The sequence below is a fragment of the Shewanella sp. genome, assembly GCF_047975355.1.
Taxonomy (GTDB): domain Bacteria; phylum Pseudomonadota; class Gammaproteobacteria; order Enterobacterales; family Shewanellaceae; genus Shewanella.
In genome coordinates this window covers 1-13,797 of sequence record NZ_JBKEDJ010000048.1, presented here as the reverse complement: position 1 = coordinate 13,797, position 13,797 = coordinate 1, and the positions used below count along the sequence as shown (strand labels likewise).

The following is a 13,797-nucleotide window of genomic DNA, read 5'->3' as shown; positions in this document are numbered from 1 at the left end:
TGAATGACATTCTGCCAACTCAAAGTCCTCTATGGCAATAAGTGGAAGCAGTACTACGTTCAAGCGTGGCTGCTTATGGTTACAGTGAGATCAGCACTCCAATAGTGGAAAATACAGATCTATTTAAAAGATCTATCGGTGAAGTGACTGATATTGTTGAAAAAGAAATGTATACCTTCGAGGACAGAAACGGTGACAGTTTAACCCTACGTCCTGAAGGCACCGCCTCAACCGTGCGTGCAGGTAACGAGCATGGTCTGCTCTATAACCAAGAACAACGCCTATGGTACATGGGCCCTATGTTCCGCCACGAACGTCCACAAAAAGGCCGTTATCGCCAATTCCACCAGTTTGGTGTGGAAGTCTATGGTATTGGTAGCGCCGATATAGACGCAGAAGTGTTGATGTTATCGGCTCGGCTATGGGAAAAACTCGGCATTAGCGAACATGTGACGCTTGAGCTGAACACCTTAGGCGACCCCGCTGAGCGCGCCGCTTACCGTGAAGCCTTGATTGCCTTCTTAGAGCAACACAAGGACAAATTAGACGAAGATAGCCAGCGCCGTATGTACAGCAATCCGCTGCGCGTACTGGACTCAAAAGATCCTCAAGTGCAAAACATTTTAGGTGATGCGCCTGCGCTGATGGATTACTTAGGTGAAGAATCTTCACAACATTTTGCACAATTGCGTGAACTCCTCGACGCGGTCGGCATCCAATACCGAGTTAACCCGCGCTTAGTCCGTGGTTTGGATTACTATAATCGCACGGTTTTTGAATGGGTTACCAATAGCTTAGGCTCTCAAGGCACAGTACTTGCGGGCGGTCGCTACGATGGTTTAGTCGCTCAATTGGGTGGTAAAGATACTCCAGCCGTCGGTTTTGCGATGGGATTAGAGCGCATTGTTTTGCTGCTTGAAACCTTAGAACTGACCCAAGATATCCCTGCGGCTGTCGATGTGTATGTCGCGGCGATGGGGGATAGCTGTTTGGTTGAAGCCATTAAAGTGGCACAGGAGTTACGCTCAACCTTACCAACACTGCGTGTCATGAGCCACTGCGGCGGCGGTAACTTCAAGAAGCAAATTAAGCGTGCCGATAAAAGCGGCGCACAAGTAGCCTTACTCATCGGTGAAGAAGAACTCGCCGAAGGTGTGGTTACCGTTAAATATTTACGCAATGACAACGAACAACAACGGGTCGCTCGAAATGCATTAAGCGCATTTTTAGCTGAACTTACCAAATAAGGGGACGTGCGCGTGGAAATTTATAGCACAGAAGAACAACAAGTTGATGCTATCAAGCAGTTCTGGAAAGACTATGGAACCTCGATTGTTATCGGGGCGGTCGTTGGTTTAGGCGGCCTGTACGGTTGGAACTATTACTCCGACATGAAAATCGTGAAGGCCGAAGAAGCGTCACAGGCGTTCCAAACCTTAACGACTAAATCAAGCGACGAAGCGGCCATGCTTGCTGGCGTGGCTGAGTTTTCTAAGAATCACGACCAAAAGGGCTATCAAGCACTGTTGGATCTCATTGTTGCGAAAACCGCGGTTGAAGCGAAAGATCTTCCTAAGGCTGAAGAAGCGTTGAAGAAAGTGATTGCTGCTAAACCTGGTGCCGGATTAGATACAGTGGCAACACTGCGTTTAGCGCGCATTCAAGCGGAACAAGGCCAAATAGGGACTGCGTTAGCGACCTTAGATCAAGTCACTGATAAAGCATTCTTAGCGCAACGTGAAGAACTCAAAGGCGATTTCTTCGTTCGTCAAGGCGAAGCAGATAAAGCGAAAACCGCTTACCAAGCGGCAATGGACAATGGCGGTGTTGTGACCAGCCCTGCACTTAAAATCAAACTTGATAACCTAAATCAAGCATAAGGGATCCCTTGATGAAGTCTTGGTGCAAGAACCTGCTAGCCGCTGGGTTAAGCCTAGCCATGTTATCCGCCTGTTCTTCTAGCGATGTGGAAGAAGAACCGGTAAGTGAGTTAACTGCGATTCAGGCGACAGTGTTTCCTGAAGTAAGTTGGAGCGCCTCTGTAGGTGACGGTGTCGGTGATTATTACTCTCGCCTCACTCCTGCAGTTCGTTACGGTAAAATTTTTGCAGCCGACCGTTACGGCGAAGTCGTGGCCTTTGATGAAGCCACGGGTGAGCGTGTTTGGACTAAGGATTTCAGTGAAGAGTTTCGCGATAATGCCCTGTCTAAAAACAAAGGTGCGCGTTTAGCCTCTGGTGTAACCGCTGCACGAAATAAAATCTTCGTTGGCGGTGAAAGCGGTCTATTAGCTGCGCTGAATGCCGAAGACGGTCAAGTGTTATGGCACGTGATTGCGGGTGGTGAGCTACTCTCTAAACCTACCGTTGCCGATGATGTGGTCGTGGTGAGCACGAGCTCGGGTTCCCTCGAAGCCTTTAACGTAGACACAGGTGATAAACTTTGGGCCTATGAGATGCAGTTACCGAATCTGACCCTAAGGGGCACAGGTGCTGCGGCCTATGAAGCGGGCGGTTTCTTTATCGGTACTGCCGATGGCAAAGTCGCCGTTGTAGTGAAAAACAATGGTCAAGCCGCATGGGAACAAGCGATTTATAATCCAACTGGCGGCAATGAGTTTACTCGTATGGCCGATGTGGATATGACGCCGCTGATCTTAGGTGAGAACCTCTATGCGGTGAGCTACAACGGTAACTTAGTTTCGATGGAACTGCGTACTGGACGTGTCATTTGGACCCGTAAGTATTCGAGCTTCAATGAATTAGCGTCAGCAGGCTTAAGCTTATTCCTAGTGGATGACCACAGCCGTATCTATTCAGTAGATAGACGTAACGGCCTAGAATTGTGGAGTAACTCTGAGCTTGCGAATCGTACCCTCACGTCACCAGCCGTATATCGCGACTATTTGGTCGTGGGCGATTTTGAAGGTTATCTGCACTTTATCGACCGCAGCACAGGCAGTATTGTCGGTCGTATCCAAGTGGACAGCTCTGGATTATTCAGCCAGCCATTAGTGGTGGATGATAAAATCTACGTGCAAGGTCGCAGCGGAAAGTTAGCTGTTGTAACACTTCCTTAGTTAAAAGTGTTATCCTTGTAGAGCCCCTGGAAGTGTGTTCCGGGGGCTTTTTATTGAATAGTTTTTTAGAGGCAAAATCATGATCCCTGTAGTGGCCCTTGTTGGTCGGCCGAACGTCGGTAAATCCACATTATTTAACCGCCTTACGCGTACGCGTGATGCGCTGGTTGCTGACTTTCCTGGCCTAACACGTGACCGTAAATATGGTCGAGCATTCCTATCCGGCTATGAGTTTATCGTGGTGGATACCGGCGGTATCGACGGCACCGAAGAGGGGATCGAAACTAAGATGGCCGAGCAGTCCCTTGCCGCTATCGAAGAAGCCGATGTTGTCTTATTTATGACCGATGCGCGCGCTGGGTTAACCGCAGCGGATTTGTCTATTGCTCAGCACTTACGTAGTCGTCAAAAAACCACTTTCGTTGTGGCTAACAAGATTGACGGTATCGATGCCGATTCTGCCTGCGCCGAGTTTTGGTCGTTAGGTTTAGGTGAAGTCTATCAAATGGCTGCCGCCCAAGGTCGCGGCGTGACCAACATGATTGAGTACGCATTGACACCTTACGCTGAGGCCATGGGCATTGAACGCCAAGGTGAAGAGGAAGAAGTCGACGAGCGTCAATACACCGAAGAAGAAGCCGAAGCCGAGCAGAAACGCCTGCAGGATTTACCGATCAAACTCGCAATTATCGGTAAGCCTAACGTGGGTAAGTCGACCCTGACTAACCGTATTCTCGGTGAAGAGCGTGTGGTGGTTTACGACGAGCCGGGTACCACTCGCGATAGCATTTACATTCCGATGGAACGCGATGGCCGCGAATATGTGATTATCGATACCGCCGGTGTGCGTCGCCGCAGTAAAGTCCATGAAGTGATCGAGAAGTTCTCGGTGATCAAAACCCTAAAAGCGGTTGAAGATGCCAACGTGGTGTTACTGATCATCGATGCCCGTGAAGGGATTGCCGAGCAAGATTTAGGACTACTCGGTTTTGCCCTAAATGCCGGCCGCGCCTTAGTTATCGCCGTCAACAAGTGGGATGGTATCGATCAAGGCATTAAAGACCGGGTTAAGAGTGAGCTTGACCGCCGTTTAGGCTTTATCGACTTTGCCCGAATTCATTTTATTTCGGCGTTGCATGGTACGGGTGTTGGCCATCTGTTTGAGTCGATTGAAGAAGCCTACGATAGTGCGACTCGCCGCGTGAGCACCTCAATGCTGACCCGCATCATGCAAATGTCGCAGGATGACCATCAGCCACCATTGGTGAACGGTCGCCGTGTGAAACTGAAATACGCCCACGCCGGTGGTTATAACCCGCCAATCGTGGTGATCCACGGTAATCAAGTTAGCAAACTGCCTGACTCTTACAAGCGCTACATGATGAACTACTTCCGTCGTTCATTGAAAGTGGTCGGTACACCAATTCAGCTACGTTTCCAAGAGGGTGATAACCCGTTTGAAAACAAGGTTGAAAAGCTGACCATGAGCCAAGAGCGCCGCCGTAAGCGCGCCCTTAGCCATATTAAAGATCGCAAGACAAAATAAGACCCAAGCTAAAAAACGAGTCATTTATTTAAGTGAATCAATAAAAAAGGAACCCTAGGGTTCCTTTTTTATTTGCTCAATTGAGTGGAATAATTGGGGCGTCTGACTGGGTATCAGTCAAGTCCATCTTTATTCCCCTTGAATAACGTCGGTGACTTTAGAAACTACCTGTCCATGCAATAGGCGGGTATGAATGCTATCACCAATGTTTAGCTGGGCGGCATTCTCAATGACTTGATGATCCGCATCTGTGGTAATGCTGTAACCACGACTCAAGGTGGCTAATGGACTGACCGTTTCCAATTGATGGGCGGCGTATTTTATCCGCTGTTCGCTTTGATTGAGGGTATCTTGCATTGCGTCCTGCAAACGCGTCGTTAAATAGCTCAAACGATTGATCTCGAGTGCAAGCTTGTGCTTTGGGGACTGTTGCTCGAGGCGATTTGCCAGTTGCTGCTGGCGGCGACTTAAGCCATGCAGCTTGTAAGAAAGTACGGCTTCGAGTCGTAATTGCATCTCATCGAAACGTTGCTCAAATTGCTGCAAGGTTCGTTTAGGATCTAAGCGTTGCAGGCTATGCTCGAGCAAGCTTAAGCGTCTTTCCTGTTTGAGTTGATAGTGACTCGCGCTCTGTTTAAGGCGCGAGAGTACTGTGGCTAAGCGTTGGTTCTTATTTTCGCTATCCTGAGACAGTAGCTCAGCGCCCGCAGAGGGCGTGGGGGCGCGAATGTCGGCTACATAGTCACTGATGGTGGTGTCGACTTCATGCCCTACGGCGCTGACAATCGGTAATGCGCTGTTGTAGATGGTATGGGCGAGCGCTTCACTATTAAAGCACCATAAATCTTCGAGTGAGCCGCCGCCACGGGTGAGCAGTAATACATCGACCTCAAGCCGTTGGTTGGCGATATTGATGGCTTGGCAGATATTGAGATCCGCATTTTCGCCTTGTACTTGGGTTGGATAAATAATCACTTCGATGGAAGGGTCACGGCGGGCAAGTACGTGCAATACATCGCGGATTGCCGCGCCCGTGGGGGAGGTGATCACCCCGATACGTTGAATATTTTTCGGAAGTTGACGTTTAGTGTCGGCGGCGAATAGTCCCTGCGCCGCGAGCTTCATCTTGAGCGCTTCAAATTGCTGTGCCAGTAAGCCATCACCCGCGGGCAGCATAGACTCAATCAATAATTGATAGTCGCCACGAGGCTCATATACGCTAATGGCGCCTTTAACAAGCACCTGCTGACCATTGACAGGTTTAAAGCTTACGCTTTGGTTGCGGCCCTTAAACATGGCGCAGCGAATTTGAGAATAGTGGTCCTTAAGGGTTAAATACCAATGGCCCGAACTGGGGGCGGAAAAGTTGGAAATTTCACCATTTAGCCAGACTTTTCCCAGTTGTCCCTCGAGAATTTGCCTAACTTCACCATTGAGGCGTGAGACGGTATAAATATTATTTTTAGGGACTTGCATGTGTTTTCTCGTGCAAATGGGATTTTTTCACTATTTTCCATTTACCGCTCCCCAGATGCAAGGTATAATCCCGGCGCAATATTTCACCTCTAAAATCCTACTCAACTGGGGAGATGTTGCCTATGCTACGTTTAATTAAAGAAGCGCTAACCTTTGACGATGTGTTACTTGTTCCTGCGCATTCGACTGTACTCCCAAATACCGCCATCCTTAAAACTCGCCTGACCAACACTATTGAACTGAATATTCCGCTTGTGTCTGCCGCTATGGACACTGTGACCGAAGCGCGTCTTGCGATCGCCATGGCACAGGAAGGTGGCTTAGGTTTTATTCATAAAAACATGAGCATAGAAAAGCAAGCTGAAGAAGTTCGTAAAGTTAAAATTTACGAAGCTGGCGTGGTTCAACAACCTGTGACAGTGACGCCTTCAACCACGCTTGCGGATCTTAAAGTGTTGACCGCGAAGAATGGCTTTGCCGGTTACCCTGTAGTAAACGAAGCCAATGAACTGGTGGGTATCATCACTGGCCGTGACGTACGTTTCGTGACTGACTGGAGCAAAACCGTAGAAGAAGTGATGACGCCAAAGGCGCGTTTAGTCACTGTCGCGGAAGGCACTAAGTTAGATGAAGTGCAAAAATTAATGCACTCTAACCGTATCGAAAAAGTCTTAGTTGTCGATGATAACTTCAAGCTGAAAGGCTTAATCACTGTAAAAGACTTCGAAAAAGCCGAACGTAAACCTAATGCTTGTAAAGACGAATTAGGTCGTTTACGTGTGGGCGCCGCAGTAGGTGCTGGTGCAGGTAACGAAGAGCGTGTCGATGCGCTGGTAAAAGCCGGTGTTGACGTGCTGCTGATTGACTCTTCTCACGGCCACTCTGAAGGCGTATTGCAACGTATCCGTGAAACCCGCGCTAAATATCCAGATTTACAAATCATCGGTGGTAACGTGGCGACAGCTGAAGGCGCATTAGCCTTAGTTGAAGCAGGTGTTAATGCGGTTAAAGTCGGTATTGGCCCAGGCTCTATCTGTACCACGCGTATCGTAACCGGTGTTGGTGTTCCACAAATTACTGCAGTGTCTGATGCGGCTGAAGCCGTAAAAGGTTTAGGCATCCCAGTTATCGCCGACGGCGGCGTACGCTTCTCGGGTGACTTGGCCAAAGCCTTAGCCGCAGGTGCATCGTGCATCATGGCGGGGTCAATGTTCGCGGGTACCGATGAAGCGCCGGGCGAAACTGAACTCTACCAAGGCCGTGCCTATAAGTCATACCGCGGTATGGGTTCTTTAGGCGCCATGTCTCAAGGTTCTTCTGACCGTTATTTCCAATCTGATAATGCTGCTGACAAGCTGGTGCCAGAAGGCATCGAAGGCCGTGTACCTTACAAAGGCAAGCTTAAGGAAATCATCCATCAGCATATGGGCGGTCTGCGTTCATGCATGGGCTTAACAGGCTGTGCCACGATCCAAGAACTGAACGAAAAAGCGCAATTTGTGAAAGTGACTTCTGCAGGCATGGGCGAGTCCCACGTTCACGATGTGACTATCACTAAAGAAGCCCCAAACTACCGTTCAGGTGCGTAAACGTTTGTGATAACGGGGCGGCGATAAGCCGCCCTGTTATTAAGATTTGTATGCCCTCAAGATTGAACGTCGAAGTCTTGAGCTAAGTTAAAACAATAGATGAGATAAAGGTTATCCATGAGCGATATTCATGAGCATAAGATACTGATCCTCGACTTTGGATCTCAGTACACCCAACTGATTGCCCGTCGTATCCGTGAAATTGGTGTTTACTGTGAGTTATGGGCGTGGGATGTGACCGAAGCCCAAATCCGTGAGTTTGCCCCTAACGGGATTATTCTCGCTGGCGGCCCTGAAAGTGTGACCGCCGACAACTCTCCCCGCGCACCTGAATATGTGTTCAATGCTGGCGTGCCTGTATTAGGGATCTGCTACGGCATGCAGACCATGTCTGAGCAGCTCGGCGGTAAAGTGATTCAAGGCGTTGGCGAAGGCGAGTTCGGCTACGCTCAAATCGAAATGTTAGCGCAATCGGCCCTGTTTAAAGATATCGAAGACGCCGTCAGTGCCGATGGCAAATCTCTGCTCGATGTGTGGATGAGCCATGGCGATAAAGTTTCGGCGATTCCAGAAGGTTTTGTGGCCGTTGCTAAAACTGACACTTGCCCCTTTGCGGCCATGTCTTGTGAGGAAAAACGTTTCTACGGCGTGCAGTTCCACCCTGAAGTGACTCATACCCGCCAAGGTATGCGTATGCTGTCGCACTTCGCCTTAGATATTTGTGGCTGTTCGGCAAACTGGAAACCTTCTTCAATCATCGAAGACGCTATCGAACGCTTAAAAAAGCAAGTGGGCGACGATGAAGTGATTTTAGGTCTGTCTGGTGGTGTGGATTCATCTGTGGTGGCAATGCTGCTGCACCGCGCGATTGGCAAAAAGCTGACCTGCGTATTTGTTGATAATGGTCTACTGCGTTTAAACGAAGCGAAGCAAGTCATGGAAATGTTTGGTGATCATTTCGGTCTGAACATTGTTCACGTGGATGCGGAAAACCGTTTCCTCGATGCGCTCAAAGGCGAAGCCGATCCAGAAGCAAAACGTAAAATCATCGGCCGTGTATTTGTTGAAATCTTCGATGAAGAAGCTAAGAAATGCGTTAACGCCAAATGGTTAGCCCAAGGCACTATCTATCCAGACGTGATTGAATCAGCAGGCAGCGCCACAGGTAAAGCCCATGTGATTAAGTCGCACCATAACGTAGGCGGTTTGCCAGACGATATGGAGTTAGGTCTGGTTGAGCCACTGCGCGAACTCTTTAAAGACGAAGTGCGTAAGATTGGCCTTGAGCTAGGTCTGCCATATAACATGCTTTACCGCCACCCATTCCCAGGCCCAGGCCTTGGTGTGCGTGTACTGGGCGAAGTGAAAAAAGAATACTGTGATCTTTTGCGCCGCGCCGATGCGATTTTCATCGAAGAGCTGCACAAAGCTGATCTTTATAACAAAGTCAGCCAAGCCTTTACCGTGTTCTTACCCGTTCGCTCTGTCGGTGTGATGGGCGATGGCCGTAAATACGATTGGGTGGTGTCACTGCGCGCCGTTGAAACCATCGACTTTATGACCGCTCACTGGGCGCACTTGCCATACGATTTCTTAGGCCGTGTGTCTAACCGTATCATCAACGAAATCGATGGTATCTCCCGTGTGGTTTACGATATTTCAGGTAAGCCACCAGCAACCATCGAGTGGGAATAATTCCCTGTCTTGATGACATGATGCATTAACGAAAAGGCGCCAAGTGCGCCTTTTTTATTGGTTATGGGTATAATTGCCCAAATTGTTGATTAATGAGAATCCTTAAGTGGAGCAGATAAAACTTAACCCAAAAACCTTGCATGCGAATACGCATAGCTGTGATGAACTTGGTTGTGATGAAGTGAGTGCTGATGTGCTAACTGGCGAGCAATCTTGTTTCAATCAAGCGAATCTCAATCAAGCGAGTCTTGAACAAGCTCGAGTCGATGAACATTGGATGCGTGTCGCGATGAGTATGGCTGAAAAGGCCGAGGCTGCGGGTGAAGTACCAGTGGGGGCGGTTTTAGTCAAAGAGGGTCAGCAAATTGCGGCTGGGTATAACTTGTCTATCAGTGAGCACGATCCCTGCGCCCATGCTGAAATTCAGTGTTTGCGAGCAGCGGGGCAAACCATTGAAAACTATCGCCTCCTCGATACCACTCTTTACGTTACCCTTGAGCCCTGTGCAATGTGTGCCGGTGCCATGGTGCATAGCCGAATTGCCCGCGTGGTATTTGGGGCAAAGGATGAGAAGACAGGCGCCGCTGGAACCGTGCTTAACCTCTTGCAGCATCCAGCCTTTAATCATCAAGTTGAAGTGGTGTCAGGGGTGTTAGCGCAGGACTGTGCTGACCAATTGAGCCGCTTTTTTAAACGTCGCAGGGAGGAAAAGAAGGCTTTAAAACAGGCTCAAAAGGCGCAGCAGGGGACGCTATCCTAAGGCGTTTGGGGACTCGCTTAAAGCGTTAGTCTTGGGCTTGGATAAACGTAAAAAACAGTTTGTGGCGATTTAGCACCCGGCGATGACGAATTTTGAGTGTGGTGCGACGGCGTGATGCGCTGTTATTGATGGTTTTTCTTCTCATATAGACCCCGTTTTCAATCTTGTTATTGTCTAGGTTAAGGCTATTTTTGCTTTGGTTAACGGCTATGGGTTAACGCGCAATGATTATTATATTGACCTGTCACTATGACAGTATCAGCAGAGATCTCAGGCGGCAATCCCCCTCGATGCATCTGCTCTATAAAGCAGCGTTTTTAGCCCAAAGCTAGCTCACTTTAGCCTGTGTAGGCTTAATCTAAGATTAAAATCGTGGTTTGATGGCCGCAAAAAAGCAAGGCTGCGGCGCAAGTCAAGTTATTGAGGGTTAAGCGGTTAGGGCTATTTCGGCTTATCTGGGCTGAGGGTGCCGGGCACTGGCGCCGGGCCATCTTCCGAGGCGAGGTCGCTTGGTTCCACCTCATCGCTATTTTGCTGTTTAGATTGATTATCGACCCAGACTAAGGTGTCGTAATAACGGCGGATGCTGTCGACGTAATGGACGGCTTCGCTACCACGGGCATAGCCGTAGCGGGTCTTTTGGTAATATTTACGCTTTTGCAGCAGTGGCAATACTTTTTTAAGATCCCGCCACGCGTTGGGATTAAGCTCCATGGATTCGGCGAGTTTACGGGCGTCTTCCACATGGGCATAACCAATATTGTAGGAGGCCAGCGCAAACCACATGCGTTGACTCTCGGGGATCGACTCGGGTAAGCGATTGATCATATCCCGTAAATAAGCGGCGCCGCCGCGAATACTTTCTTCCGCATCGAGTCGATTTGTTATGCCAATTTCTTTGGCGGTCGGCTGCGTGAGCATCATCATGCCGCGCACCCCAGTAGGAGAGCGGGCATTAGGATTCCAATGGGACTCTTGATAACTGGTCGCCGCCAATTTACGCCAATCTAAGTCACCAGCGTGGGTTTCGAAAAGCTGCCGATAGCGTGGCAACACGGTTTCGATGGCGCGCAGGAAGGCGCGGGTGTCGATATAGTCGAAACGCTTAACGTGGCCAAAGTACTTTTCATTAAGATGATCGAGTGTACCGGCGAGTTTCTCTTGGTGCCAAAACGCCAATAACTGACTCATCAAACCGTCACTATGTGTGGGTGGCAGCAACCAAACCACATCGAGTTTTTCTTCTAGCACGAGCCCTGAGCGCAGATCCGGTAAATAGCGGCGGTTAATCTGCACGCTGCTCGAGTCGGCGATGGTGTAGTCGATTTCCTTATTGGCGATCATCGCCAGCAGCTCTTCGCTGTCTTTATCTGTGACTTGATCCCACACCAGCGTCGGATGGCGTTTCTGTAATTGTGTCAAGGTTTCCACAAACGAAGAGTCGGCAATGACGGTAATTTTGCCTTTTAAGTCAGTGATATCTTTGGGTGTTGGCATGCCTTCACGGTAAACCAGTACTTGATTGACGCGATATAGCGGCGGGCCTAAACGGAATTGTTCGCGCCGCGCTGGGGTTTCAGTCATCCCCGCGGCAATGATATCAATCTCGTTTTTTTTAAGTGCATCATAGAGTTCGGCGCGGTTGGTATAAGGCACCATTTTTAAGGGCACATCGAGATACTCGGCAAAGAGCACCGCCATATCGTAATCGAAGCCACTGTTGCCTTGGCCCGAGGTCATATAAATTTGCGGGCCATAAAGGGTGCCGACCCTTAATTCGGTGAGTTTATGGGGGACATATTCTGTTTCTTCCACGGTCACTTGCTGACACGCCGTCAGTAAGAAACCTAAGATAATCGCGAACAGAAATCGAGTCATTAAACACACTTTATTAAATAAAATCAAAATGATGAACAGTAGAAGGTCAGTGAGGTAACAAGGATAAACTGGCTGACATTGCTGTGATTATATCCGTTTGTCGCCAATTACGTAAAAAAATCGTACCGCATGGAATACGAAGGAGGGGAAAAGGGCTGCTTTTTATCTTAATAGGAAACACTGTTTTACGTAAGGTCACAGGTGATTTGTGACAGACATTTCCTTATAATAGCGCCATCTCTGACCCCTGCAATTATAAATATAAGGTGAATTGACGTGATGGAGATCATCCGCGGAGCCCCAGCACTCTCGACGTTTAGAGTGCAAAAGCTAATGGAGGCCTGCGTAAACGCTGCGCTTCCGGTACGCCAAATCTATGCTGAGTATGTTCATTTAGCGGATTTGAGCGAGTTGCTTGAGACCAATGAGCGCGAGCAACTTGAAAAAATTCTCACCTATGGACCTGCTATCGAAGCCCATACCCCCCAAGGTTCACTCCTGTTTGTTACTCCCCGCCCCGGCACAATTTCCCCATGGTCTTCTAAAGCCACTGATATCGCCCACAATTGTGGTTTAGGTAAAGTGAAGCGCTTAGAGCGTGGTGTTGCCTATTATGTGGAGTCAGACACTTTGACTGTCGAGCAGCAACAAACCCTCAAAGGGTTATTGCACGACCGCATGGTTGAAGTGGTATTGGAAGATTTTGCAAAGGCCGATGTGCTGTTTAAGCGCACTGAACCTGCGCCGTTCAAGAGTGTGAACGTGTTGGCTGAAGGTCGCCGTGCCCTTGAAGTGGCCAACGTCGAAATGGGTCTGGCGCTCGCCGAAGATGAAATCGATTATTTAGTCGAAAACTTTGTGCGTTTGAACCGCAATCCAAACGATATTGAACTGATGATGTTTGCTCAGGCCAACTCTGAGCACTGCCGTCACAAGATTTTTAACGCAGATTGGACAATTGATGGGCAGGCGCAGCCTAAGTCTCTGTTCAAAATGATTAAAAACACCTTCGAAACCACGCCTGACCACGTGTTATCTGCCTATAAAGATAACGCCGCAGTGATGGAAGGTTCGGTTGCGGGACGTTTCTTCCCCGATCAAAACGGTGTTTACAGCTATCACACTGAACCAATGCACGTACTGATGAAAGTGGAAACCCACAACCATCCAACGGCAATCAGCCCATACCCAGGTGCGGCGACAGGTTCTGGTGGTGAGATCCGTGACGAAGGCGCAACGGGTCGAGGCTCTAAACCTAAAGCGGGTTTAACGGGCTTTAGCGTATCGAATTTAAAAATCCCAGGATTTGTACAACCTTGGGAAGGCAACTACGGTAAGCCTGAGCGTATCGTCAGTGCTCTGGATATCATGACCGAAGGTCCACTTGGAGGCGCGGCGTTTAACAACGAGTTTGGTCGTCCAGCACTGTTAGGTTACTTCCGTACCTATGAGCAAGAAGTCTCTAGCCACAACGGTGTAGAAGTCCGTGGTTATCACAAGCCGATCATGTTAGCCGGTGGTTTAGGTAACATTCGCGAAGAGCACGTCCAAAAAGGCGAAATCACCGTCGGTGCTAAGCTGATCGTTCTCGGTGGCCCTGCGATGAACATAGGTCTTGGCGGCGGCGCGGCTTCTTCGATGGCGTCGGGTCAATCGAGTGAAGATTTAGACTTTGCGTCGGTACAGCGTGAAAACCCAGAAATGGAGCGTCGCTGTCAGGAAGTGATCGACCGCTGCTGGCAGTTAGGTGATAATAACCCAATCCAATTTATCC

9 protein-coding genes and 1 pseudogene are annotated in these 13,797 nt (G+C 49.1%); 8 read left to right on the top strand and 2 right to left on the bottom strand.

Annotated elements, in window-relative coordinates; genetic code table 11:
- The 4 genes and pseudogenes from hisS to der form a co-directional block, all read left to right on the top strand.
- Positions 1-1,247: pseudogene (gene hisS, locus ACK5NH_RS13930) on the top strand (histidine--tRNA ligase); the annotation flags it as partial.
- Positions 1,248-1,259: 12 nt separating this feature from the next.
- A complete protein-coding gene (locus ACK5NH_RS13925) occupies positions 1,260-1,880 on the top strand; it encodes a tetratricopeptide repeat protein (protein WP_416920988.1) in 621 nt (206 codons plus the stop codon).
- Between the two features lie 11 nt (positions 1,881-1,891).
- A complete protein-coding gene (bamB, locus tag ACK5NH_RS13920) occupies positions 1,892-3,079 on the top strand; it encodes an outer membrane protein assembly factor BamB (RefSeq protein WP_416920986.1) in 1,188 nt (395 codons plus the stop codon).
- Positions 3,080-3,158: 79 nt separating this feature from the next.
- A complete protein-coding gene (der, locus tag ACK5NH_RS13915; RefSeq protein WP_011622020.1) occupies positions 3,159-4,625 on the top strand; it encodes a ribosome biogenesis GTPase Der in 1,467 nt (488 codons plus the stop codon).
- 129 nt (positions 4,626-4,754) lie between these two features.
- Here the strand turns inward: der and xseA are convergent, their stop codons facing one another.
- A complete protein-coding gene (xseA, locus tag ACK5NH_RS13910) occupies positions 4,755-6,101 on the bottom strand; it encodes an exodeoxyribonuclease VII large subunit (protein ID WP_416920984.1) in 1,347 nt (448 codons plus the stop codon).
- Positions 6,102-6,223: 122 nt separating this feature from the next.
- Between xseA and guaB the strand changes: the two genes are divergently transcribed.
- The 3 genes from guaB to tadA all read left to right on the top strand — a co-directional run bounded on the left by guaB (position 6,224) and on the right by tadA (position 10,145).
- Entirely contained in the window at positions 6,224-7,690 is a 1,467-nt protein-coding gene (gene guaB / locus ACK5NH_RS13905; RefSeq protein WP_011622022.1) for an IMP dehydrogenase, read from the top strand.
- 117 nt (positions 7,691-7,807) lie between these two features.
- Positions 7,808-9,385 carry a glutamine-hydrolyzing GMP synthase gene (gene guaA / locus ACK5NH_RS13900; protein ID WP_416920981.1) on the top strand — a complete coding sequence of 526 codons (1,578 nt, stop codon included), beginning with the start codon at positions 7,808-7,810 and terminating at the stop codon, positions 9,383-9,385.
- A gap of 106 nt (positions 9,386-9,491) precedes the next feature.
- Positions 9,492-10,145, top strand: coding sequence for a tRNA adenosine(34) deaminase TadA (tadA, locus tag ACK5NH_RS13895; protein WP_416920979.1), 654 nt, complete (start codon positions 9,492-9,494; stop codon positions 10,143-10,145).
- Positions 10,146-10,586: 441 nt separating this feature from the next.
- Here the strand turns inward: tadA and mltF are convergent, their stop codons facing one another.
- Positions 10,587-12,023, bottom strand: coding sequence for a membrane-bound lytic murein transglycosylase MltF (mltF, locus tag ACK5NH_RS13890; protein WP_416920977.1), 1,437 nt, complete (start codon positions 12,021-12,023; stop codon positions 10,587-10,589).
- Positions 12,024-12,302: 279 nt separating this feature from the next.
- On the opposite strand from mltF, the gene purL reads away from it, so the two are divergent.
- Positions 12,303-13,797, top strand: a 1,495-nt coding sequence (purL, locus tag ACK5NH_RS13885; protein WP_416920975.1) for a phosphoribosylformylglycinamidine synthase, incomplete at its 3' end; no start/stop codon positions are given.

Excerpts from the sequence above, each read along its gene's own strand:
- guaA (WP_416920981.1), top strand. The coding sequence starts at position 7,808 with ATGAGCGATATTCATGAGCATAAGATACTGATCCTCGACTTTGGATCT.
- der (WP_011622020.1), top strand. The coding sequence starts at position 3,159 with ATGATCCCTGTAGTGGCCCTTGTTGGTCGGCCGAACGTCGGTAAATCC.
- bamB (WP_416920986.1), top strand. The coding sequence starts at position 1,892 with ATGAAGTCTTGGTGCAAGAACCTGCTAGCCGCTGGGTTAAGCCTAGCC.
- mltF (WP_416920977.1), bottom strand. The coding sequence starts at position 12,023 with ATGACTCGATTTCTGTTCGCGATTATCTTAGGTTTCTTACTGACGGCG.
- guaB (WP_011622022.1), top strand. The coding sequence starts at position 6,224 with ATGCTACGTTTAATTAAAGAAGCGCTAACCTTTGACGATGTGTTACTT.
- xseA (WP_416920984.1), bottom strand. The coding sequence starts at position 6,101 with ATGCAAGTCCCTAAAAATAATATTTATACCGTCTCACGCCTCAATGGT.